At 73.9% G+C, this 21,691-nt stretch carries 18 protein-coding genes and 4 pseudogenes; 11 read left to right on the forward strand and 11 right to left on the reverse strand.

The annotated features are described in order from the left end of the window. The first annotated feature begins 154 nt into the window (after positions 1-154). Positions 155-982 (forward strand): dimethylargininase, encoded by an 828-nt coding sequence (gene ddaH / locus ACWEQL_RS04895; protein WP_452148739.1) that lies wholly within the window; start codon positions 155-157, stop codon positions 980-982. Positions 983-1,075: 93 nt separating this feature from the next. On the opposite strand, the gene ACWEQL_RS04900 is transcribed toward ddaH, so the two are convergent. From ACWEQL_RS04900 to ACWEQL_RS04910, 3 genes are all read right to left on the reverse strand, one after another. Further along, positions 1,076-2,284, reverse strand: coding sequence for a globin domain-containing protein (locus ACWEQL_RS04900; RefSeq protein ID WP_452148740.1), 1,209 nt, complete (start codon positions 2,282-2,284; stop codon positions 1,076-1,078). Between the two features lie 213 nt (positions 2,285-2,497). Continuing rightward, positions 2,498-2,944 (reverse strand): RrF2 family transcriptional regulator, encoded by a 447-nt coding sequence (locus ACWEQL_RS04905; protein WP_452148741.1) that lies wholly within the window; start codon positions 2,942-2,944, stop codon positions 2,498-2,500. A gap of 166 nt (positions 2,945-3,110) precedes the next feature. Continuing rightward, positions 3,111-3,746, reverse strand: coding sequence for an NAD(P)-dependent oxidoreductase (locus ACWEQL_RS04910; RefSeq protein ID WP_452148742.1), 636 nt, complete (start codon positions 3,744-3,746; stop codon positions 3,111-3,113). 126 nt (positions 3,747-3,872) lie between these two features. Between ACWEQL_RS04910 and ACWEQL_RS04915 the strand changes: the two genes are divergently transcribed. Beyond that, a complete protein-coding gene (locus ACWEQL_RS04915; RefSeq protein ID WP_452148743.1) occupies positions 3,873-4,793 on the forward strand; it encodes an SDR family NAD(P)-dependent oxidoreductase in 921 nt (306 codons plus the stop codon). Positions 4,794-4,962: 169 nt separating this feature from the next. Then, positions 4,963-5,685 (forward strand): TetR/AcrR family transcriptional regulator, encoded by a 723-nt coding sequence (locus ACWEQL_RS04920; RefSeq protein ID WP_452148744.1) that lies wholly within the window; start codon positions 4,963-4,965, stop codon positions 5,683-5,685. Positions 5,686-5,746: 61 nt separating this feature from the next. Here ACWEQL_RS04920 and ACWEQL_RS04925 read toward each other — a convergent pair whose 3' ends face one another. Next, positions 5,747-6,499, reverse strand: coding sequence for an SDR family NAD(P)-dependent oxidoreductase (locus tag ACWEQL_RS04925; protein WP_452148745.1), 753 nt, complete (start codon positions 6,497-6,499; stop codon positions 5,747-5,749). Positions 6,500-6,595: 96 nt separating this feature from the next. On the opposite strand from ACWEQL_RS04925, the gene ACWEQL_RS04930 reads away from it, so the two are divergent. Together ACWEQL_RS04930 and ACWEQL_RS04935 are read left to right on the forward strand one after the other, a co-directional pair. Next, a complete protein-coding gene (locus ACWEQL_RS04930; protein ID WP_452148746.1) occupies positions 6,596-7,591 on the forward strand; it encodes a helix-turn-helix domain-containing protein in 996 nt (331 codons plus the stop codon). Between the two features lie 20 nt (positions 7,592-7,611). Continuing rightward, positions 7,612-7,806 (forward strand): annotated as a pseudogene (locus ACWEQL_RS04935) (factor-independent urate hydroxylase); the annotation flags it as partial. 190 nt (positions 7,807-7,996) lie between these two features. On the opposite strand, the pseudogene ACWEQL_RS04940 reads toward ACWEQL_RS04935, so the two are convergent. After that, positions 7,997-8,323: pseudogene (locus ACWEQL_RS04940) on the reverse strand (PaaX family transcriptional regulator C-terminal domain-containing protein); the annotation flags it as partial. Then, positions 8,268-8,648, reverse strand: a pseudogene (locus tag ACWEQL_RS04945) (hypothetical protein); the annotation flags it as partial. The pseudogenes ACWEQL_RS04940 and ACWEQL_RS04945, both read right to left, overlap by 56 nt. A 190-nt stretch (positions 8,649-8,838) precedes the next feature. Here ACWEQL_RS04945 and ACWEQL_RS04950 point away from each other — a divergent pair. Further along, positions 8,839-10,482, forward strand: coding sequence for a cytochrome D1 domain-containing protein (locus tag ACWEQL_RS04950; RefSeq protein ID WP_452148747.1), 1,644 nt, complete (start codon positions 8,839-8,841; stop codon positions 10,480-10,482). A gap of 193 nt (positions 10,483-10,675) precedes the next feature. Here ACWEQL_RS04950 and ACWEQL_RS04955 read toward each other — a convergent pair whose 3' ends face one another. Continuing rightward, positions 10,676-11,491, reverse strand: coding sequence for a response regulator (locus ACWEQL_RS04955; RefSeq protein WP_452148748.1), 816 nt, complete (start codon positions 11,489-11,491; stop codon positions 10,676-10,678). Next, the gene (locus ACWEQL_RS04960) at positions 11,488-12,705 is read right to left on the reverse strand and encodes a sensor histidine kinase (protein WP_452148749.1); all 1,218 of its coding nucleotides are present in this window, start codon (positions 12,703-12,705) and stop codon (positions 11,488-11,490) included. The genes ACWEQL_RS04955 and ACWEQL_RS04960 overlap by 4 nt, the downstream gene beginning before the upstream one ends. Positions 12,706-12,925: 220 nt before the next feature. Between ACWEQL_RS04960 and ACWEQL_RS04965 the strand changes: the two genes are divergently transcribed. From ACWEQL_RS04965 to ACWEQL_RS04975, 3 genes are read left to right on the forward strand one after another with little or no spacing between them, the layout of a single operon-like run. After that, the gene (locus ACWEQL_RS04965; RefSeq protein ID WP_452148750.1) at positions 12,926-14,326 is read left to right on the forward strand and encodes a tannase/feruloyl esterase family alpha/beta hydrolase; all 1,401 of its coding nucleotides are present in this window, start codon (positions 12,926-12,928) and stop codon (positions 14,324-14,326) included. A 58-nt stretch (positions 14,327-14,384) separates the two neighbouring features. Further along, the gene (locus ACWEQL_RS04970) at positions 14,385-15,032 is read left to right on the forward strand and encodes a helix-turn-helix transcriptional regulator (protein ID WP_452148751.1); all 648 of its coding nucleotides are present in this window, start codon (positions 14,385-14,387) and stop codon (positions 15,030-15,032) included. After that, positions 15,029-16,162, forward strand: a complete 1,134-nt coding sequence (locus ACWEQL_RS04975; protein WP_452148752.1) for an aminotransferase class I/II-fold pyridoxal phosphate-dependent enzyme — start codon at positions 15,029-15,031, stop codon at positions 16,160-16,162. Before ACWEQL_RS04970 ends, ACWEQL_RS04975 begins: the two co-directional genes overlap by 4 nt. 145 nt (positions 16,163-16,307) lie before the next feature. Here ACWEQL_RS04975 and ACWEQL_RS04980 read toward each other — a convergent pair. Both ACWEQL_RS04980 and ACWEQL_RS04985 read right to left on the reverse strand, forming a co-directional pair. After that, positions 16,308-16,424 (reverse strand): annotated as a pseudogene (locus ACWEQL_RS04980) (hypothetical protein); the annotation flags it as partial. Positions 16,425-17,825: 1,401 nt separating this feature from the next. Then, a complete protein-coding gene (locus ACWEQL_RS04985) occupies positions 17,826-18,236 on the reverse strand; it encodes a hypothetical protein (RefSeq protein ID WP_452148753.1) in 411 nt (136 codons plus the stop codon). Between the two features lie 336 nt (positions 18,237-18,572). On the opposite strand from ACWEQL_RS04985, the gene ACWEQL_RS04990 reads away from it, so the two are divergent. Both ACWEQL_RS04990 and ACWEQL_RS04995 read left to right on the forward strand, forming a co-directional pair. Continuing rightward, the gene (locus ACWEQL_RS04990; protein ID WP_452148754.1) at positions 18,573-19,349 is read left to right on the forward strand and encodes a serine/threonine protein kinase; all 777 of its coding nucleotides are present in this window, start codon (positions 18,573-18,575) and stop codon (positions 19,347-19,349) included. Positions 19,350-19,625: 276 nt separating this feature from the next. Further along, a complete protein-coding gene (locus tag ACWEQL_RS04995) occupies positions 19,626-21,227 on the forward strand; it encodes a serine/threonine-protein kinase (RefSeq protein ID WP_452148779.1) in 1,602 nt (533 codons plus the stop codon). A 30-nt stretch (positions 21,228-21,257) separates the two neighbouring features. On the opposite strand, the gene ACWEQL_RS05000 is transcribed toward ACWEQL_RS04995, so the two are convergent. After that, the gene (locus tag ACWEQL_RS05000; protein WP_452148755.1) at positions 21,258-21,647 is read right to left on the reverse strand and encodes a hypothetical protein; all 390 of its coding nucleotides are present in this window, start codon (positions 21,645-21,647) and stop codon (positions 21,258-21,260) included. Positions 21,648-21,691: the final 44 nt, after the last annotated feature.

Here is a 21,691-nt window from a genome sequence, read left to right on the forward strand (position 1 = left end):
TTCCGTGGGGTGCGCCGGGCGCCGCGCCGCTGCGCCCGCCCGTGCGCCCGCCGTACAACCCGGACGGGTGTACGAACCTCCGTCGTCGGGCAGCCGCTCCCTGACCGGACCCGGGTCCCCGGGCATCCGGACCCGTGACGGCGGAGGCTGCCGCATGCCGTACCGACCCCCGGAGCGCACCGCCAGGGCGCGGCGCTACCTGATGTGCCGACCGACCCACTTCACCGTCGACTACGCGATCAACCCGTGGATGGACCCGGCGAGTCCGACCGACACCGGGCTCGCCGTCCGCCAGTGGGAGCGGCTCCACGCGCTGTACCGGCGGCTCGGCCACACCGTGGAGCTGATCGATCCGGTACCCGGTCTGCCCGACATGGTGTTCGCCGCCAACGGGGCCACCGTGCTGGACGGCCGGGCCCTGGTCGCCACCTTCCGACACCCCGAACGGGCCGGCGAGTCGGCCGCCTACCAGGACTGGTTCCGCGCCCGCGGCTACCGCGAGGTCCGGCGGGCCGGCCACGTCAACGAGGGCGAGGGCGACCACCTGGTGGCCGGCCGGCGGGTGCTGGCCGGCACGGGCTTCCGCACCGAACGGGCCGCGCACGCCGAGGCCGGCGCGCTGTTCGGGGTGCAGGTGCTCAGCCTGACCCTGGTCGACCCGCGTTTCTACCACCTGGACACCGCGCTCGCCGTCCTCGACGAGGAGCACATCATGTACTACCCGGAGGCCTTCGCCCCCGAGAGCCGGGCCGCGCTGCGTGCCGCGTACCCCGACGCGATCCTCGCCGACCGCGCCGACGCCGAGGTGTTCGGCCTCAACGCCGTCTCGGACGGCCGGCGGGTGCTGCTGCCGGAGGCCGCGAAGGGCCTGGCCGCGCGGCTGGTGGAGCACGGCTATGAGCCGGTGCCCGTGGACCTCTCGGAACTGCTCAAGTCCGGCGGGGGCGCCAAGTGTTGCACCCTGGAGCTGCGGCCGGGCTGAGGCCGGCGGCAGCTCCAGGGTGCGGGCCGGGTGTCCGCCGGGGCATCGGCGGCGGACACCCGGCGGGGGTTCCCCGGGTTCCTCCGGTCGGTGTCAGGCGTCCTGGCCGAGCCAGAGGTCGGGGCCGAACACCTCGTAGTGGATGTCCGCCGCCGCCACCCCGGCCGCCAGCAGTTGCGTCCGCACCGAGCGCAGGAACGGCAGCGGGCCGCAGAGGTAGGCGGTGGTGCCGGCCGGGATATCCAGGCCCGACAGGTCGACCAGCCCGGTCCGGTCGGCCGGCCAGTCGCCGAGCGGCCGCTCGTAGAAGACGTGCGCGGAGGCGTTCGGCAGCTTGGCGGTGAACTGCTTGAGCTCGGGGCGGAAGGCGTGCGACAGCTGGTCGCGGTCGCCGTGCACCGTGATCACCCGGCGGGGCGATTCGGTCGACGCGAGGTGGGCCAGCATCGCGGTGATCGGGGTGTTGCCGATGCCGGCGGAGGCGAGCAGCACCGGACCGTCGCCGTCGGCGAGCGCCACGTCGCCCATCGGCGGGGTGAGTTCGAGCGTCGCCCCGGCCTGGACGTGGTCCTGCAGGTGGGTGGAGACCTCACCGGCCGGGACGCCCTCGGTGTCCGCGCGCTTCACCGAGAAGGCCAGCGCGCCGTCCGGCTGCCCGGAGAGGCTGTACTGGCGGATCTGGCGGGCGCCGTCGGCCATCGTCACCCGCACCGACACGTACTGGCCGGGCCGGGCGGGCGGCACCGGGCCGCCGTCGGCCGGACGGACCAGGAAGGTCACCACGTCGTCCGTCTCCTGGTAGCGGGCGACCACGGCCCACGGCCGCCAGAGGTCGTCCGGCCCGCCGTGCTGGGCGGCGGCGGCCTCCTCGCGCAGCCGGTCCTCGATGGCGATCAGGGCGTTGGCCATCAGCCAGTACACCTCGTCCCAGGCCGCGGCCACCTCGGGCGTCACGGCCTCGCCCAGCACCTGGACGATCGCGGCGAACAGGTGCTCGTGGACGATCCGGTACTGGTCGTTGGAGATGCCGACGGAGACGTGCTTGTGGGCGATGCGGGCCAGCATCGCGTCCGGGCGCTGGTCGGGGTGGGCTATCAGCGCCGACGCGAAGGCGGCGATGGAGCCCGCCAGCGCCTGCCGCTGGGTGCCGTTCGCCTGGTTGCCCCGGTTGAAGAGGTCGCGCAGCAGCTCCGGGTGGGCGGCGAACATCTTGTCGTAGAAGAGCGGCGTGATGTCGCCGATGGCGGCGCCCACGGCGGGCAGGGTCGCTTCGACGATCTCGGCGGACTTCGGGGACAGCATCGGGCGTCTCCAAACTGGTATCTGAGACTCGTATTTTCGGCCGTGCGGATGCGCGGTCGCGGGGTGGCGCGGGGTCGTGCGGTGGTGCCGCTCGGGTGGTGGTGCCGGTCGTGCGGTGGTGCCGGTGGTGCGGGTCCGGGTCGGTGCCGATGGTGCTGGTGGTACCGACGGTGTCGGTGGTGCCGGGCCCGGCCGGGTCTCACCGGCCGGACGTCAGTCGGCCGACGGCCGGGGTGTGAGGCTCAGCAGCACCGGGCCGGTGGGGGAGGCGACGAGGTCGTCGATGCAGAGCGGGTCGAGCGTCGCGAAGAAGGCCTCCTGGGCCTTCCGCAGCGCCCCGCGCAGCCGGCACGCCGCCCGCAGCGGACACGGCGTCTCGTCCTCGCAGCCCACCACATCGCCGACCCCCTCCAACTCCCGCAGCAGCAACCCGAGCGAGCCCCGGCGCCCGGCGTACGTGAGGACGAGTCCTCCGCCGCGCCCGCGCCGCGCCTCCACCACCCCGAGGTGCTGCAGCCTGCTGACCACCTTCGCCGCGTGGGTGTACGGCACACCGACCGACTCGGCCACCTCGCGGGTGGTCAGGGTCGCCCCCTCGTCGAGGACCGCCAGGCGCATGGCGATGCGCAGGGCGATGTCGGTGCTCTTGGTCAGCCTCACGCTCGAAAGGCTATCGAATGCGACTTCTGGATTCCAATTTGGGTCCCCTTACCTGATGGCCTGATCGCCTGGTCTCCGGCCGGGTCGTCGATGGTCTGGTGGTCGATGATCTGGTGGTCGGTGGTCGGTGGTCGGTGGTCGGTGGTCGGTGGTCGGTGCTCGGCGGTCAGCGGTCGGCGATGGTGACCCGGCGGCGGAAGGTCTCCGGGGCGCCGAGGTGGCGGACGATCCAGGACGCGATGGTGGCCCGGGTGGCCGTGCCGGCGCGGGCGAGCGGCAGCCCGTACGAGACCCGGGGTTCGGCGGAGGCCGGTCCGTCCTTGAGCATCGGCGCGCGGACGACGGTCCAGTTGGTGTCGGAGTCGGCCAGCACCGCCTCCATCAGGCCCAGGTCGCGGTGGACCTCCCGGTAGATACGGTCGACCACCAGTCGCGTCACCATCCGCTGGGCGAAGGGGAGATGGTCGCCCTCCAGGCCCGCCGAGGACATCACCACCAGATGCCCCACCCCGCCTTCCCGGGCGGCAGCCGTCAACTGCCGCGCGCCGTCGGAGAACACGGTGGTGGGGCCGCGGTCGGCGGTGCCGAGCGTCGAGACGGCCGCGTCCTGACCGGCCAGCGGCTCCAGCAGGCTGCCGGGCCGGTGGACATCGGCCGTTACGGCGAGCGGCGTCCCGTGCTCGAATCGCGGGAGTCGGGCGGGGTTGCGGACCACCGTCGTCACGGTGTGCCCGGCGGCCAGGGCCAGTTCGACGACCAGTCGGCCGGTGCGTCCGGCGGCGCCGATCACGGCGATCTTCATGGTGATTCCTCCCGGGTCGGTACGCGGCTCGAATGCGGTGCCGCCGCGCTTGCCGATTTATTCATACAGCCTGTATGACTGAATTGACACCAGTCAAGCACGGCTCGGCCGAGGGAGCGAACGGACATGGCAACGGACAACGCGCGGGCGGCGGTTGGCACGGGTGGGGCGAGTGGCCCGCAGGTCACGGGCGGCGGCCTGAGCGGTCCGAACGGCCTGAGCGGACCGGGAAGCCCGGGAAGCCCGGGAAGTCTGGGCGGCGCGGTGGGCGCGGGGGCCGGCGGGGGAGCCTGGTACCCCGACCTGGCCGGGAAGGTCGTGGTGATCACCGGCGGCAGCCGGGGCATCGGCGCGGAGACCGCCCGGGCCTTCGCCCGGCAGGGCGCGGCGGTCGCCGTGGTGGGGCGGGACGAGTCGGCGCTGGCCGCCGTCGCCGGTGAACTGCGCGCACTCGGCGGCAAGGCGCTCGCGGTGGCCGCCGACTGCACCGAGGCCGCCCGGCTCACCCGCGCGGCCCGGGCGATCGAGGAGGACCTCGGTCCGGTCGACGTGGTGGCGGCGTTCGCGGGCGGGGGCGGTGCGCCGGTGCCGACCGTCGACGAGACCGAGGACCACTGGACCGGCGTCCTGCGGGGCAACCTCACCGCGACGTTCCTCACGGTCCGGGCCTTCCTGCCCGGACTGCTGGCGCGGGGCGGTGGTTCGGTGATCACCATGGCGTCCACCGCGGGCCGGCTGCCGAGCGGTTCCTCCGCCGCGTACGCCGCCGCCAAGGCCGGAGTGCTGATGTACACCCGGCACCTCGCCCTGGAGGTGGCCGGGCAGGGGGTCCGGGTGAACGCGCTCGCGCCGGGCGCGGTCCGCACCGAACGGACCGCCGCCCACATGCCGCCGGAGGTCCAGCGGGCGGTGGCCGCCGGTCACCCGCTCGGCCGGTTGGGCGAACCGGAGGACATCGCGGCCGCCACGCTGTTCCTGGCCTCCGGCGCGTCCTCGTGGATCACCGGCCAGACGCTGGACGTCAGCGGGGGGCGGGTCATCCTCTGAGCCGTGTCCGGTGCGGCCGCGTCCTGCGCCCCGCGCCCGTGTGCCGTGCCTTGTCCGGCCGCTCGACCCCGCCGGGTGGCCCGGATCGGGGATACTGCCTGTTCGCGCGATGTGCGAGCGGCACACCGCGGCGGGACGAGCCGTCGGACGACCAGTGGAGGCGAGCGCCATGAGCCCCCGGGGCTACCGGATGGGACAGCGACAGGCGGACGTCGACGAGACGCGCGCGCGGATCGTCGAGGCCGCCCGCGGCCAGCTGACCGAAACGGGCACGCTCTCGCTGGACGCGGTGGCCCGCCGCGCGGACGTCGCCCGCGCCACCGTCTACTACCAGTTCGGCTCGAAGACCGGCCTGCTGGAGGCGGTGTGCGACGCCCTGGCCGCCCAGGGCCGGATGGAACGGCTCGCCGAGGCGTTCGGCTCCGCCGACCCCTGGCAGGCGGTGGACCGGTTCGTCGAGGTGATCGGCGAGTTCTGGGCGGTCGACCGGGCCTGCACCCGCCGGGTGCGCGCGCTGGCCGCGTTGGACGAGGAGGTCGGCCGGGTCATCGCGGAGCGCGACGCCCGCCGCCGCCACGGCGCCCGGGTGCTCATCGGCCGCCTCCCGGACGCCCCGCCGGACGCGGCGGCCCTGCTGTTCGTGCTCACCGGCTTCGAGACCTTCGACGCGCTGGCGGGTGAGGCGGAGGCGGCCGGTTCGGATTCCGGGGCAGCGGCGGACGGTACGGCTTCCGATGAGGCCGACCCTTCGGCTTCCGAGGCGGTGGACGGAAAGGCTTCCGTGGTGACGGACCCTTCGGCCTCCCCGGTGGCGGCCGAGGCCGATCTGCGGGTGGCCATTCCGGCCGTCATCCGGTTGGCCCGGGCCGCGCTGGGCGGACCCGTGGCCTGACGGGCTCGGCGGGCGTTCCGGATGCCGCCTCCCGGTGCCGGTGCGGCGGGGTGAGGATGCGTCAGCCGTCGCGCAGGATGCGGTAGGCCGTCGGCGGGTGGACCCGCAGGATCGCGAGCAGGGCCCGGGCCGCGCCGACCGGGATGACCGGGCGGCCCCGTTCGATCCCGCGCAGGATCGCGGCGGCCGCCTGCCCGGCCGGGATCTTGCGGGCGGCGCCCTCCCGTCCGGCCGTCATCGGGGTGTCGACCAGCGGCAGCACCACCTCCTGCACCCGCACCCACGGGGTGTCCGCCTGCGACTGGTAGCGCAGCGACTGCAACAGGGTGTGCACGGCGGCCTTGGTGGCGCAGTACACGGGCGCGGTGCGCTTGGGCGCGTACGCCAGGCCCGAGGTGACCGCCACGAAGGAGGCCGGCGAGGCGGGACCGCCCGCGGCGATGTGGGGCCAGCAGGCGGCGGCGAGTTCGACGACCGAGGTGAGGTTGACCGCGATCTCCTGCCCGGCGCGGGCCAGTACCTCCGGCTCCGGCCCCCGGGTGAGGTCGCCCGGTTGCTGGACGCCCGCGTTGGCGACCACCACGTCCAGACCGCCGAGCCGTTCGACGGCCTCCCTGACCACGCGGGCGGCCTCCCCGGGCACGGCCAGGTCGGCGGTGAGGCGTACGACGGCCGGACCGTCGCCGGTGCTGCCCGTCGCCCGGCGTCCGCAGACGGCCACCCGGGCGCCGGCCTCGGTCAGCACTCCGGCCAGTGCCAGGCCCACTCCACTGGTACCGCCGGTGACCAGGACACGTTTTCCGTTCACGTTCATGTCGCAGACGATGCACCGGGCCACCGGGGACCACTTGTACGATCGCGCCATGATTCCGAGCACGGATGTGCGATGCCTCCGGGCGCGGGGCGCGCGGTGACTCCGGGCACGGGACGGCCCGCCGCCGGACGACCCGCCGCCCGGGAGATGGGCCGCACGGTGCACCCCGAGCTGGCCGCGGCGGTCCTCGGCGCACTCGACGGGGGTCCGGCCGACCGGTGCGCCATCGCCGTGAGCCCGTGCGCCGCCGCCGCGCAGGTGCGCGATCGCCTGGCCGTCGGCGAACCGGTCCCCGAACTGCTGCACCGGGAACTGCTCACCGCGCTCCACGGCCGGGGCTGGGCGGCCGTACGGGACGCCGGTCGACGGCTCTTCGAGCGGCCGCGAGACCCGCTGCTGCGCTCCCTCCTCACCGGTACCGACCTCGCCGAGGCCTTCGCCCGCGCCCGGCTCGTCGAACCCTGGCTCTACGCCGGCCACCGCACCCGGACCGTGCTGCGCCCCGGCGTGCTGACGGTCAGCCACGGCACCTACCTCGGGCGGGAACCGGAGCTCCCCGAGACGGTGTTCGTCTGCGCCGTGCACGCGGCCGGGGTGGCCGCGATCACCGGCCGCGAGGCCTCGGTCGTGCTGCTCGATCCGGACGGGCGGGAGCTGCCCCCGGCCGCGGCCTGGCAGCGCCCCGCACCCGCGGCCATACGGGGCTGGCGGCTGCGCTGGGAGGAACCGCCGGACCCGCCGCCCGCCGACCCCGGACGGACCCTGGTCGCCGAGGTGCGGCGCCGGATCGCACTGGACCCGGCGGCCACCTGGCGGCTCGCGGCGACCGCCGCCGGCCTCGGCGTCGCACCGCGCACCCTGCAACGCGCCTTCACCCGGGCCGGGACGACGTTCCAGGCCGAGCTGACCGCCGTGCGTCTCGACGTGGCGGGTCACCTGGTCCGCCGTACCCGGCTGCCGCTCGCCGAGGTGGCCGCGGCGGCCGGGTTCACCGACCACCCGCACCTGACCCGGCGGTTCCGGCAACGGTACGGCTGCACCCCGGGCGAGTTCCGCCGGAGCCGGGGGACGGCGGCCTCGCCGGACGGCTGAGGTGACCGGGGCGGTCTGGGCTGCTCGCGCAGAACCAGTACGGCAAGGCCGAGAACCTCATCGCCGGGATCACCCGCAAGGGCAACGACGGTACCTGGCACGAGATCCGCGACCTCAACGTCCCCGTGGCGCTGCGCGGAGAGTTCGACGCGGTCCACTCCACCGGCGACAGCGCCCATTGCCTGCCCACCGACACCACCAAGAACACCGTCTACGGCGGAGGGCACCGTTCACCGCCCCGGCGTCATCCCGGTCATCCCGGTGACAGACTGGATCACTGCCTGACCCGCCTCGCCTGACCCGCCTCGCCTGACCCGCCTCGCCTGACCCGCCGCGCCTCGTTCGTGGTTCCGGTTCCGGGCGTCCGCGGGCCTTCGGTTCCGGGCGTCCGGGGATCCGGCGGGCCTCGGTGCCCGGCCAGGGGTGGGGCAGGAGCTCAGGGGGCAGCAGCGGGTCCGTGGTCACGGCCCGGGTGAACGCGGCGGCCAACTCCACTGTGATGGCCAGGCGTTCGGCCCGGTCCGGGGGGACGACGGCATTGAGCCGGGCGAGTCGCGCACCGGCCGGTTCGGCCGGCCGGCGGTGGCCGTCGGCGAGCGCGTCCAGCGGCCAGAGGCGGCGCGCGAGGGCGAGCGGGTCGTCCTCGCGCGCCGATCCGCAGGTCGGTGGTGGTCGGCAGGGTGACGCGCTCGCACACTCCGAGACGTTCGGCCTCCGCCTCGACGTACGGATCCCACACGTTGGCGCACATGTAGACCCCGCCCTGCGCGCCTGCGCCCCCGAGGTGGACCAGCGCCTCGCGCAGCGCGTCCCGGGCGGAGCGGTCGGCCTCCGGGATGGCGAAGGCCGCGAGGTGACAGCTCCCGCCCCCGCCGACGTCCACCAGGTGGACGCCGCGTTCGAGGCAGAGCCGGGCCATCCGGGCGTCCGGCGGCTCCACGCGGAGCACGACGACGGTGACGCCCCGGGCCAGGACCTCCCCGAAGCCGGCCAAACGCGCTGGGTGGAGGCGCGGCCCGCTCGGGATTCGCCGTCGGCCACGCATTGATCTTTGCATACCCTGTGGGGGTACCTTGTGTCGAGATGTGCATGGACTGGTGGTCAGGTTCTGAATACTTCGCGACAATCTCCGTCAACTCCTGATGGTTCGTCATCGGCGTCCCTACGCTTCGTGCGGCCAGGGTGGCGACACGGTACGTGTGCGACCCCCGGGCCGGTCCAAGTCCCCCGTGAAGCTGGAGAACCCTGTGAGACTGCGTCCATCCCGGGCCCTGGCGGCCCTGGTCGCCTGCGGTACCGTCACGACCGCGTTACTGGCCACCCCCGGTGCGGCCTCGGCGGCCACGCCGCCGCCCGTGGTCACGGCCACCGTTCCGGTGGCGCCGTACCCCGCGGGCGTCGCCGTCTCACCGGACGGCACCCGGGCGTACGTGACCAGTCAGAGCAGCGGCGCGGTCACCGTGCTGAACACCGCCACCGACGCGGTGGCCGGTACCTTCACGGTGGGCAGCGGTTCCTACGCCGTGGCGTTCGCCCCCGACGGCCGGCACGCCTATCTGACGCACCACCTCGACCACACCGTCAGCGTGCTCGACACCGCCACCGGCACGGTCGCCGCCACCGTCCCGGTCGGGACCGAGCCCTTCGGGGTCGCCGTGGCGCCCGACGGCGCCCACGCCTATGTCAGCAACGCCGGGGCCGGCACGGTCAGCGTGCTGGACACCGCCAGCAACACCGTCACCGCGACCGTCCCGGTCGGTGCCGAGCCCCACGGCGTCGTGGTCGCCCGGGACGGCCGGCACGTCTACGTCGCCGCCTCGGGCGCCAAAGCGGTGAACGTCATCGACACCGCGAACAACACCGTCACCGCGACCGTCCCGGTCGGACACGGCGTCTTCGGCCTGGCGCTCAGCCCGGACGGCACCCGACTGTGGACGGCCAACGGCGACGACAACACGGTCAGCGTGCTCGACACCGCCGCCAACGCCGTCACCGCCACGGTGACCGTCGGGTCCAACCCGTTCGCCATCACCCTCTCCCCGGACGGGCGGCGCGCCTACGCCGCCAACTACACGGACAACTCGGTGAGCGTGATCGACACCGCGGACCGCGGCGTCGCCGCCACCGTCCCGGTCGGCGCGAGCCCGTTCACCCTGGCGCTCACGGCGGACGGCCGCCGCGGCTACCTGGCCGACTTCACCGGTGACACGGTGACCGTGCTGGGCTTCCCGCTGCCGGTGCCCGCGGTCACCGGCATCAGCCCCGCCTCCGGCCCGCAGGCCGGCGGCTCGGTGGTCACCATCACCGGTACCGACCTGAACGGTGCCACCGCCGTGTCGTTCGGTGCGGCCGGCAACGCGACCAACGTCTCCTGCACGGCCACGAGTTGCACCGCGACCGCGCCGGCCTCCGGAACGGCCGGTGCCGTCGACGTGCGGGTCACCACGCCCGGCGGCACCTCGGGAGTGAACCCGGCCGCCCGCTTCACCTACACCGCGCCGAGCGCCGACCTCGCCGTGGCGCTCACCGCGACGCCGGTCCCCGGCCTCCTCTCCGGCCGCGTCGACTACACGGTGACGCTGACCAACAACGGCCCGGACCCGGTCACGGCGGCCACCGTCGCCGCCGGCCTCCCGTCCGGCCTGCGGGCCTCCAGCTCGGACTGCTCCCTGGCGGTGGGCAAGGTGACCTGCACCCTCGGTACCCCGCTGGCCTCCGGCGCCTCCACCACCCGGCACTTCTCACTGCACGTCGGGTTGTTGAACCTCGTCCGGAACTTCACGGTCACCGCCGGTCGGACCGCCGGTACCCCGGCCGACCCCGTCGCGGCCAACGACCAGGCGGCCCGTACCTGCTCGGCCAGTACACCGCTGCTGATCAGCTGCGGATGAGTGACGGCGGGTCCGCTCCGGCGGACCCGCCCGCGCGGGGCCCGTTGTCACGACGACCGTGACGGCGGGCCCGTTGCGTCGGGACCGGTAGCGGGTGTGCCCGTGCCGGTGGAGCCCGGCCGTGCCGGTGGGAACCTGCGGCCGGTGCTGGGGCGGCCGCCCCGGCACCGGGCGGGGCCGGGTGGTGCGCCGGTCAGAGCACGCCGTGATCGCGGGCGTAGAGAGCGGCCTGGGTGCGGTCACGGAGGTGCAGGCGGGTGAGGATGCGGGATATGTGGTTCTTTACGGTGCCCTCGCTGAGATGGAGGCGGCCGGCGATCTCGCGGTTGGTCGCTCCGGTGGCGATCAGCCGGAGCACCGCGGTCTCGCGGTCGGAGAGGCCGGATGGGCCGGCCGCCGGTGTCGGTGGCGAGGTCGGGGCGGGTGGGGCCGGTGGGGCCGGTATGAGCGGTCCTACGGTGGTCGGTGCTTCCGGGGGCGTGGTGGTCACCTCCGCTGCCAGGCGGGTGAGGACGCCGGCGTCGAGCTGGGCCACACCCGCGTGCACGAGCCGGACCGCCCGGGCGAGTTCGGCGGACGGGAGGTTCTTGAGCAGGTATCCGGCGGCACCCGCCCTGATGGCGCCGGTGACGTACTCCCGGTCGTCGAAGGTGGTCAACATGACGACCCGGCAGCCGGGTACCCGGTCGGCGAGGGTCCTGGCGGTGTCGATGCCGTCCATCCCGGGCATCCGGACGTCCACCAGGGCGACGTCCGGCCGGTGGGCGACGGCGGCCGCGACTGCCTCCGACCCGTCGGCGGCCGTGCCGACCACCACGATGCCCGGCTGGATTCCGAGGAGGGACGCGATGCCCTCCCGGACCAGTTCCTGGTCGTCCACGACCAGGACGCGGACGGCCCGTTCGCCGCCGGCAGGGCCGGCCGGTCCGGTTGGTCGGGTCGCCCCGATCGCTCCGGTCGCGTCGGCGGGTCCTTCGCCGGCGGTCCCGTTCAGCAGGGCGGCGTTCATCGGACGGCCGTTCCGGCGATGGCGGGCAGCCGACGGGGGAGCGCCACGGCGACGGTCACCCCGGTGCCCGGCGGGCCCTCGACGTTCACCCGGCCTCCGAGCAGTTCGACCCGTTCACGCATGCCCCGGATCCCGTTCCCCTTCGTCGTCGGTGGGCCGGTCATACCCGCCCCGTTGTCGGTCACGACCAGGCGCGCCTCGTCGTCGTCGCAGTCGACCGTCACCTGTATGCGTGTGGCACCGCCGTGCCGCCTGGCATTGGTGAGGGCCTCCTGCGCCGCCCGGTAGAGGGCCGTGAGCGCCGTCGCGTCGTAGAGCCGTTCGTCGCCGGTGAGGTCGAGGGCCACCGTCAGCCGGTCGTCCCCGAGATGGCGGACCAGCTCGGTGAGCGACCGGGAGAGGGAGAACGGGCGGTCGTCCCGCAACGCGCTCACCGACTCCCGCACCTCCGTCAGGGCGCGACCGGCGGACCAGCGGGCGTCCGACACCGCGCGGGCCGAGGCCGGTGGGTCGAGCTCCCGGAAGGCCTCGGCCTTCTCCAACTGCACGGCGACGGCGGTGAGGTGGTGGCCGAGACTGTCGTGGATCTCCCGGGCGACCCGGTTGCGCTCCTCCGCCGTGGACAGCTCCGCGACGCGCGCAGCGTACTGCTCCAGCTCCGCCAGGGCCTCCTCCAGCCGGGCCCGTCCCTGCTGCTCCCCGACCGCGACGGCTGCCATCGACAGGGCGAGCGCCAGCCCGAGCGCGAACATCACCAGGTCGGACACGTAGTCGGCCCGGAGCCACCAGCCCGGCACCCACAGTGCGTACCCGGTGAGCAGCAGCGCCAGGCAGCCCCCGCCGGTGACCAGGGCGACCCGCTGCCCGAAGGCGAAGTAGGCGCTGAACGGCACCAGCACGAACAGCGCCCGTGAGACGCCGGAGCCGTCCAGGGCCGCTACGGCCGAGAACAGCGCGGCCCGGGCGCCGAGCAGGACCGCGGGATGCCCGAAGCCCCGCCCCCGCTCCAGGACCTCGAGGAGGAGCAGCAGCACCAGGCCGCCCGTGAACCCCGCGATCCGGAGGGGATGGGCCGGGCCCTCCGTCACTGCCGCGTGGTAGAGGCCTCCGGCGAGCACGGCCGAGTACAGCACCGGTGGCACCCACGGCACGGGCCTGACGGTGGCCACTCCGGCCGTGTCCGGGCCGGACGTTCCCCGTGTCGACGGCTTCATCCGTCCTCCTCCCTTCCGCGCTCCGCAGGAGCCGCACGATACCGACCGGACCGGTCCCGCCGGTCCGTCGGAACGAGGCTAGGCGGAAGTCTGGCCGCAGGTCATGTGCCGAACGGCAGGGATCGGTTGAGAAGAAGACTGGCCGATCGGCACTCGTGGGAGTCCCGTCGGAGCGCCTAGCGTCGGCGGCACCACCGAGAACCGATCACAGGGAGCGCCCATGTTGCGACGACATCGACGGCACGGCATCCTCGCCGCACTCGTGCCGACCCTGCTCGCGGCCGCCCTCGTGCCGGCCGCCGGCACCGCCGCCGCGGCCGACAAGGGCTGCCGGGCCGAGAGGCTGCGGGTGTTCGGGGCGGAGCGCCTGACGGGGTCCTGTCTGGACGACCTGACCACCGCGGGCACCACCGTCACCGGCCACACCAACCCGGCGGACTGGGCCGGGCTCCAGGCACCCGGGACGACCAACCCCTCGGGCGTGCCCGGCATCCAGCTCGACGGGTACTTCCCGGACACCTCCGCCACCAACACCAACCACGGCTGGAACCACGACAGCCAGTTCGTCATCCGGCTGCCCGAGAAGTGGAACGGCGGTCTGGTCGTCGCCGGACCGCCGGGGACCCGGCGCCAGTACGCCAACGACCAGATCATCAGCGACCAGGTGCTCGCCAAGGGCTTCGCCTACGCGGCCACCGACAAGGGCAACACGGGCCCGCAGCTGTACCAGGACGGCGACCGACCCGGCGACGCGATCCTGGAGTGGCACCGCAGGGTCGCCCAGTTGACCGTCGCCGCCAAGGCGGTGACCGCGCGGCACTACGGCCGCCCGCCCGCGCACACCTACGCGGCCGGGCTGTCGGCGGCCGGCTACCTGGTGCGCTGGCAGCTGGAGCGCTACCCGCAGCTCTACTCCGGCGGGCTGGACTGGAACGGCCTGCTGTTCACCCGGGACGCGCCGAACCTCCTGACCAACCTGCCGCCGGCGCTCCGCGCCTACCCGCGCTACCTGGCGGGCGAGCCCGGCGCCCGGGAGGCGATGCACGCGGCCGGCTACCCGGAGGGCTCCGAACCGCTCTGGGACGTCCACTACCGGACGCAGTGGGACGCGCTCCAGCGGGTCGTACGGGAAGAGCTCGACCCGGAGTACGACGGTGCCACCCAGGCCGGTACGCCCTTCTGCCGGGAGGGTACGGGCGCCGGCTGCGACACCGACTACGACTACGCCACCCGGCCGGCGAGCGTGCACGAGGCGGTCGGACGGGTCTCGCTCACCGGGCGGATCGCCCGTCCGCTGATCACCGTCCAGGGCACTCTCGACGTGCTGCTGCCGATCACCCGCACCGGGGACGTCTACGACGCGATGGTCTCCGGTGCCGGCCGCGACGCCCTGCACCGCTACTACCGGATACCCGGCGGCACTCACACGGACGGCCTGGCCGCCGTGGCCCCGCAGCTGGTCCGGCCGATGCAGCCCTGCTTCAACGCCGCCTTCGACGCCCTGGTCGCCTGGACCCAGAACGGGGTGCGACCTCCGGCGAGCGGGACCGCGCCGGAGCCGTCGGCGGCCGGGGCGGGCAGCGGGGAGAACGGTTCGCGGGCGGGGGCCTGCACTCCCTGACGCACGGCCCCACCTCTGGTTCTGGACGAAACGTCCGACATGGACGTACAGTCCGAGTATGGCTGGAACCACAGACCCCCCGGACCCACGCGTCACGGCCTGGACACCCGTGTGCCAGGCCGTGGCGCTCCTCCTCGGCCCGTACGCCGAGGTGGTGCTGCACGACGCGGAACGGGACGTGGTCCTCGCCGTGTGGAACCCGATGGGCCGCCGCGCCCCCGGTGACCCGTCACTGCTGGGCGAGCTCGACGAGCTCGGGCCCTCGGCACCCGATGTGTACGGGCCGTACGAGAAGCTGCTGCCGGACGGGCGCCGGCTCTCCTCGGTCAGCGCGGTGCTGCGCGGGCCGGACGGCACGCCCTCGGCGGTGCTCTGCGTCAACTTCGACCGGACCCCGCTGGAGAACGCCGCCGCCCTGCTGGCCGGCTTCGCCGCACCCACCGCGCCGCGTCCCGAACCGCTCTTCGAACAGGACTGGACCGAGCGGGTCAACGAGACCGTCGGACGATACGTCCGCGACCACGGCCGCCCGCTCGAGCGGCTCGGTCGCGACGACCGGCTGGCCGTCCTGGGCGAGCTCGACCGGGCCGGGGTGTTCGCGGTCCGCCGCGCGATCCCGGTCGTCGCCGGGGCGCTGCGGATCTCGCGCTCCACCGTCTACACCCTGCTCGCGGAACTCAAGGCACAACAGAGGAACGAGTCATGACCAAGCTCCCCGACTTCCGGCTGGAAACGTATTTCTCCCGCTGGGAGTTCACCGCGCGCCACCACCTGACCGCCTCCGACGCGCAGACCATGTCGATGGCCGAACTCCTCGCACTGGCCGACCCGGAGGACCTTGCGGCCTGGGAGGGGCTCACCCTCGGCTACACCGAGACCTTCGGCGACCCGGGGCTGCGCGAGGCCATCGCCGGGATGTACGAGCGGGCCGGCGCGGACGACGTGATCTGCTTCGGAGGGGCGCAGGAGGCGCTGAACCTGGCCATGCAGGTGCTGCTCGGCCCCGAGGACCACGCGGTGGTGATCACCCCCAACTACCAGTCCGCCGAGACCATCCCGCTCTCGCTCTGCGAGGTCACCGGTGTGGCGCTCGACCCGGATGAGGGCTGGGCGCTCGACCTGGACCGGCTCACCGCCGCGCTGCGCCCCAACACCCGGGTGGTGTCGGTCAACTTCCCCAACAACCCCACCGGCAAGGTGATCGACGCCGCCGACTTCACCGAGCTCGCCCGGCTCTGCGACGAACGCGGCATCCACCTGTTCAGCGACGAGGTCTACCGCGGCCTGGAGCGCGACCCGGCGCGCGTGCTGCCGCAGGCCGCCGACCTCTCCGAGCGCGCCCTCTCGCTCAACGTCACCTCCAAGGCACTCGGCCTGCCCGGTCTGCGGATCGGCTGGATCGCCTGCCGGGACGGTGAACTGCGCTCGCGGCTGGAGCGGGCCAAGCACTACACGACCATCTGCAACTCGGCGCCCAGCGAGGTCCTGGCCCGCATCGCGATCAAGGCACGCGAACCGATCCTCGCCCGCAATCGGGCGATCATCGACGCCAACCGGCCGGTCTTCGACCGGTTCTTCGCCGACTTCGAGGACCTCTTCGACTGGCACGCGCCGGACGGCGGTTGCGTCGCCTACCCCCGTTACCTGGGCCCCGAGGGAGTGGAGGAGTTCTGCACCAGGCTGGTGGAGGAGGCCGGAGTGCTCCTGCTGCCCGCCAGCATCTACCGCTCGGAGCTGACCCCCACCCCCGCCGACCGCTTCCGCATCGGCATCGGCCGCCGCGACCCGCAGCCGGCCCTGGACGCCTTCGCCGACTGGCTCCGCCACCGGCGATGACCACGGGGCCGGGCCCGGACCGCGTTGCCTTGGTGCGGTACGTGAGCCCGAGCAGCGCACCCGAGACCCCTCGCGGGACCAGCCTGTACGGCTCGGTGCCGCGCGGGAAGTCGAAGGTGCGCAGGCCCTGGTCGGCGCGGTCCCGGACCGCCCCGGCGATCACCGCGCTGCCGAGCCGCAACAACGCCCACTTCGGATCCCGGCCGATGTGGCAATAGGCGAAGCCGTCGCTCCATCGGAAGCCGTACAGCACGCCGATCACCTCATCGGCGTGCTCGGCGACCAGGAAGGCCGCCCCCCGCCGGTGCCCGAACCGTCAGCGCGTTCCCGCACATGTGGGTGCGGGTGCAGGGCCGAGCGGTGTTCGTCGAAGGTGGCCGGTCGGCCAGCCGTGCTCGGTACGGCGGAGCCCGTGCAGCCGCAGTGTGGCGTCCAGCAGATCGGCCCGGTCGGTGAGCACCGACAGCCCGCCGACCAGGTCCACCCAATGGAAGGCCCCGTCGGCCGGCTTACGGTCGTAACGGCGCGCAGGTTGGAGCGGAACTGGCGGGAGTCGAGCGACCCCGCGTCGGCGGGAGGACGGCGCGCGGGCAGGGCGTTCGGGCGATCACGCGCCGGGCCCCGGCGGTTGGGGCGCAGCCGGTGAGGCCGCGGGCCGTGTTGCCGTGCTCGGCGAGGTTCGAGGCCTCGGACCACCAGAAGGCCGGTCGCCGCCGATGAGGTCGGTGACCACGAACGCCGCTCCGCGATGCGGAGCCTGGCGAGCACGGTAGGTCCTGGGTGAGGACGGTCCGGTCACCGGTCCTCGAAGGTCATCAGCAGACCGTGCGGCGGCAGTGGCCGGCCTTCGGCGGCGGCCTGGGCGATCGGGGCCGGGCGGGCGATCCTGGTCAGCCGGGCCATCCGGCGGGCGACGGTCTGGGGATCCTCGGCGCCGTGGCAGACGAGGACGCTCGGCCGGCGGGTCGCCGCGAGCCGGACCAGCGGCTGCAGCGGCGAGGAGAGGAGCAGCGTCCACGGTGTCCCGCCGCCCCGACAGGAGGGCCCGGCGGCTCTGGTGCCACCCGGCGGCGCCTGCTGTGCATGCCCGGCGGCCCTGCTCGGTCCCCGCCGAGCCCCGAGCCTCTCCGGCCCAGTCGAGCTCTTCGGTGACTCTGCCGGGCTCTTCCACTCCGTCGGGCTGTCCGCTCCGGTGTACCCGGGTGGCGGCGGTGGCCGAGTGGTCGCACGTGGCCGATCGCCCCATCGCTCCCGAGTGATCGGGTGCTCCTGTCGGGCATCGACGCGCCACCCCCTTTCCTCCACGGGTGCGGTGCGTGGACGGGGTGCGGGATGCGGCACACGGGGGGCGTGCCACTGCTCGGCGCACGTTCGCCGGGCAGGTCGGCCAGGCCCGCTTCACGACCCCAGCACAGTGCAAAGGATCATGCTCGAACGGGGGTTGCGCGATCCGGGTGGTTCCGGTGGATGGGGGCGCGCTGTCGCCCCGAGCCGGGCTCTTGCAGGAGGCCAGAGGCTTCCCGTGAGGCGGCTCGGGGCGACCGGGGGCGGAGTGGGGGAGGTGTGGGGGTGGGCCGGGCTTCGTTTCGGACTCGGCGGTCGGCCCGGGCGGGGCGGTCAATCGCCCCGGTTCAGAACGTTGACGGTGTGTCCGTCATCCGGTTCAGAACGGGTTGGTGCAGGTGGTGGTCCGCTCGGCCGCGTTGTTGGCCGGGCCGCCCGTGGCGCAGACGATCTTGAGCAGGTTGGTGGTCACCCGCGGGGTGGTGGCCTGGGCGAAACCATTCTGCACAGTGGTGGCCGAGGCCACGGTCACCCAGGGGCTACCCCAGGCGCGCTGCGTCTTGACCTCGACCTGAACGAACGTCAACTGCGTCGAGCCGGAGCCGGAGACCTGGGCGACGCCGACGATGCCGGCTCCGTTGGTCTCCTTCCAGACGCACGGCTGGTTGACCACGACGGTGCAGCTCTGCCCGCCGTTCTCGGTCGGCGCTGCCGCCGCCGAGGCGGGCGCGGTCGTCCCTACCGCGATCCCTGCCGCGGCAATCAGCAGAGCTGCGATCCGAGTGCGCATGATATGAACCTCCTTGGAAACAAAGGGTGTCTCACTCCGTGGGACGAGTCTTGCACAAATCGCGGGCATGCCATATGTGGGCTGCATCACACTCAATGTGACCGTTCAACTACATGCAGCGACGCCTTTGGTGATCGTTAACCTGGATTGCCGTTGTCACTCGTCCGGATGGCGTGGCGGTGCACTGTCGGTTCGGACGGATACCATCGACCCGTTCCGCCGTGGTGCGGGCGCGCGAGTCGCGCCCCAACCGATCTCCGGGCCCGCGCAGTTGGGCGTCGGAGGCTGCGGCGGCGTCCCTGCTGGTGTAGGCGTACGACCCGCGGAGGTGGCTGCGTGGACACGGTCATCGTTCAACTCCCGGAACCCCGTGCGGGTTTCACCGCCGACACGCGGCCCGAGCTGCTGCGGATGGGGCCCGGCGAGGTCGCCGAGTTCGGACGCGGCGAGCCCGGAAGGCCGGTCGCCATCCCGCTCGCCGACCAGGGCGTCTCCCGCCGGGCGGGTGAGATCGCGGCCGCCGAGGACTATTGGCGCATGTCCAACTTCAGCGGCTCGGCCACCTATGTGGTGGAGAACCTGGAGGGCGCCGGCGAGCACATCAAGGTGGCGCCGGGACGGTTGGGTGCACCGGTGCCGTTCGAGTTCTCCCGGGTGTTGCTGCCCTCCCTCGGCGAACCGATCACCTTCAAGGTGTTCGCGCCGCAACACGCCTACCTGGACGGCGAATCGGCCATCGGAGGCGGCGATCACACGGTCAGCCCGTTCGCGCTGGACCCCACCGCCAAGTACTTCCTGGTGCTGCTCGCCCTCTGCGAGCCGCGACTGCGCTCACCCTCGGCCGTGGCGGTTCCCGGTGCCTCAGAGGTGGTGCTGCGATTGCGGGCGCTGCCGTCCTGCCGGGGACTCACCCGATCCGCCGTCAACTATCACATCGACTACCTCGTGGGCACCAAGCTCAGGCTGCGTGATCCCTGCGCCGAGGACGGCGCGGCCGCGCAGGTCGGCGGGAAACGGGAGGAGCTCGTGGCCCTGGCGCTGAAGTTCGACCTGGTCCGCGAGGAGTACCTGTCGCTCCTGCCGCCGCAGCCCCGCCCGGCCAGGGGTCGTTGATCCGCCGTGGGCCAGCCAGAGCCGTCCCCCGGCACCGACCGCCCACCACCCGACCCGCCGCCGGTCCCGGGTCCATCACCCGCCCCCGCCCATGTCCCCGACCTGCAACCCGTCCTCGGCCCGGGCCCGCAACCTGTCCCCGACCCCGACCCCGACCCGCAACCCGTCCTCGGCCCGGGCCCGTCACCCACCCCGGGCCCGCCATCGCGCCTCCACAACAGGGCGGACCGTCCCGGGCCGGGCGAGGACACGTTCGAGGTTCCGCTGGGCTACGAGGTGGCGGGCTGCCGGATCGGCGAGCCGATCGGCGCGGGAGCCTGGGGGAGTGTGTACGCCGCCGAGGGGCCGCCGGAGTGTCCCGAGGCCGCGGTCAAGTTCCTCCGTCCCGCGCTGCTGAGCCCGGGCCAGCGGCGGACCATGGAACAGATCGCCCGCAGCGAGATGCGGTTCAGCAGCCGCGCGGACCACCCCAACCTGATCCGCACCCTCGCCGTCGCCACCCTCGACGATCCCGGGCTGCCCCACCTCCACGGGGCCGTCGTCCTGGTGATGGAGCGGGCGGCCCGCAGCGTCCACGACCTGCTGGCCACGGCCCTCCCGCGCGCGCCTGTCCCCGGGGCCGAACGCATCCTCGCCGACGTCTGCGCGGCGCTCACCCACATGCACGGCGCCGGCTGGGTGCACGGCGACGTGAAGCCGGGGAACGTCCTGCTGATGCCGGACGGCACCGCGAAGCTCGCCGACTTCGGCCTCACCGCCGAACTTGAGGGCACGCACGCCTACGCACCGCCTTTGGGCTCGCCGGACCACGTACCGCCCGAGTGGTGGTCGCAGCGCACCGGTACGCAGGGGGTCACCCTGCGCCCGACCGCCGACATCTGGGCCTTCGGGGTGCTCGCCCACCAGCTGCTCACCGGTGGGCTGCACCCCTTCCTCGGCGCCACCTCGCGCGCCCGCGCGCTCGCCGCGCAGGCGTACGCCCGGGGCGCCGCTCCCCTCCGGTTGGACGATGCCCTTCCGGCGCCCTGGCGCGAGGTGGTCGCGGCCTGCCTGACCGCGGACCGGGCCGAGCGGGCCCGGGTCGAGCCGGCCACCCTCCTGGCCCGCACGCTCCCGGCGCCCGGAGCGGTACCGGCGCCCGGAGCGGTACCGGTGCGGCCCGGGCGCCGTACCCGGGTGGCCGCCCGTGCCGGCCTCGGGGTGGTCGGCGGGCTCGTGCTGGCCGCCGCCCTCGCGGGCGTCCTGCCGCTCGGAGGTGCCGGGCCGACGGCGCAGCAGCCACCACCCCACAGCCCGTCACCCCCGTCCTCGGCCTCGGCCTCGGCCGCGTCGGCCCCACCCGGCCCGGACTCGCCCATCCCGCCCCCTCCGGTCCAGGCCCCGTCCACCACAGGGGCCTCGACCACTACGCTCGCCCGCGGGGCGCTCCCGGCGGGCGCCGACGTACCGGCCGAGCTACGGGCACCGATCGAGGATGCGGCCCGGCGCTGCCCCGAGCCGGAGATCACCCCGGCCCTGTTGGCGGCGATGATCAAGGCGGAGAGCGGCTTCGACCCGAAGGCCGCCCGGCCCGAGACCGGCGAGTACGGCATCGCGATGTGGACGCCCACCGTGTTCAACGCCTGGGCCCAGGACGCCGACCACGACGGGCGCAAGGACTACCTCTCCCCACCCGACGCGATCGCCGCCATGGGGAACTACGCCTGCTGGCTGGACCAGCAGTTCAAGCGGCGCGGCATGACCGCCGACCTGCCCGCCCTGGTCGCGGCCGGGTACCGGACCAGTGACAAGACGGTGGCCGAGACCGGCGGTGTACCCGAGCGCGTTCGCCCGCACGTGACGAAGGTGCTCGGGTACCTGGCCGAATACGGAGGCTAGGCCGGGCCCACGCCGAACCCGGTGCCCGGTTCAGCAGGTGGGCAGCCCGGGGACCGCCTCGTCGTTGCCACCTCCCGAGAGGTAGATGACGTTGACCCAGACGCCCTTGTTGCCGTTGTCGTCGTCCGTCTTGGCCCACCAGTAGTTGTGGTAGGGGCCGTCGGACACCGAGTCACCGACGGCCTGGCAGTAGAAGTAGTTGGTCCCGGCGTTGAGCGTGCCGGCCCGGACGTTGCCCGGCCAGAACGTCGGTGCGGTCTTCCAGACGTTGCAGTTGTACTTGCCGCCGCCGATGCCGTAGCAGCCGCCGGCCGCGTCGGCGGCACCGGCGGACAGGCCGAGCGTGGCGACGCCGAGGACGGCGCTCGCTCCGGCCAGCGCGAGCGCGCGGATGCCGGGGATCCTGCGGATGCGGGACATGGTTCCTCCGTAAGGTGTTGGACGGCCCGGGAGGGCCGCACGGG

It is taken from the genome of Kitasatospora sp. NPDC004240, assembly GCF_053603215.1.

What these genes read in the sequence shown, in the direction of transcription:
- ACWEQL_RS04960 (WP_452148749.1), bottom strand. Translation starts at nt 12,705, where the DNA reads ATGAAGCCGTCGACACGGGGAACGTCCGGCCCGGACACGGCCGGAGTG.
- ACWEQL_RS04975 (WP_452148752.1), top strand. Translation starts at nt 15,029, where the DNA reads ATGACCAAGCTCCCCGACTTCCGGCTGGAAACGTATTTCTCCCGCTGG.
- ACWEQL_RS04915 (WP_452148743.1), top strand. Translation starts at nt 3,873, where the DNA reads ATGGCAACGGACAACGCGCGGGCGGCGGTTGGCACGGGTGGGGCGAGT.
- ACWEQL_RS04970 (WP_452148751.1), top strand. Translation starts at nt 14,385, where the DNA reads ATGGCTGGAACCACAGACCCCCCGGACCCACGCGTCACGGCCTGGACA.
- ACWEQL_RS04965 (WP_452148750.1), top strand. Translation starts at nt 12,926, where the DNA reads ATGTTGCGACGACATCGACGGCACGGCATCCTCGCCGCACTCGTGCCG.
- ACWEQL_RS04955 (WP_452148748.1), bottom strand. Translation starts at nt 11,491, where the DNA reads ATGAACGCCGCCCTGCTGAACGGGACCGCCGGCGAAGGACCCGCCGAC.
- ACWEQL_RS04900 (WP_452148740.1), bottom strand. Translation starts at nt 2,284, where the DNA reads ATGCTGTCCCCGAAGTCCGCCGAGATCGTCGAAGCGACCCTGCCCGCC.
- ACWEQL_RS04925 (WP_452148745.1), bottom strand. Translation starts at nt 6,499, where the DNA reads ATGAACGTGAACGGAAAACGTGTCCTGGTCACCGGCGGTACCAGTGGA.
- ddaH (WP_452148739.1), top strand. Translation starts at nt 155, where the DNA reads ATGCCGTACCGACCCCCGGAGCGCACCGCCAGGGCGCGGCGCTACCTG.
- ACWEQL_RS04920 (WP_452148744.1), top strand. Translation starts at nt 4,963, where the DNA reads ATGAGCCCCCGGGGCTACCGGATGGGACAGCGACAGGCGGACGTCGAC.
- ACWEQL_RS04910 (WP_452148742.1), bottom strand. Translation starts at nt 3,746, where the DNA reads ATGAAGATCGCCGTGATCGGCGCCGCCGGACGCACCGGCCGACTGGTC.
- ACWEQL_RS05000 (WP_452148755.1), bottom strand. Translation starts at nt 21,647, where the DNA reads ATGTCCCGCATCCGCAGGATCCCCGGCATCCGCGCGCTCGCGCTGGCC.
- ACWEQL_RS04985 (WP_452148753.1), bottom strand. Translation starts at nt 18,236, where the DNA reads ATGCGCACTCGGATCGCAGCTCTGCTGATTGCCGCGGCAGGGATCGCG.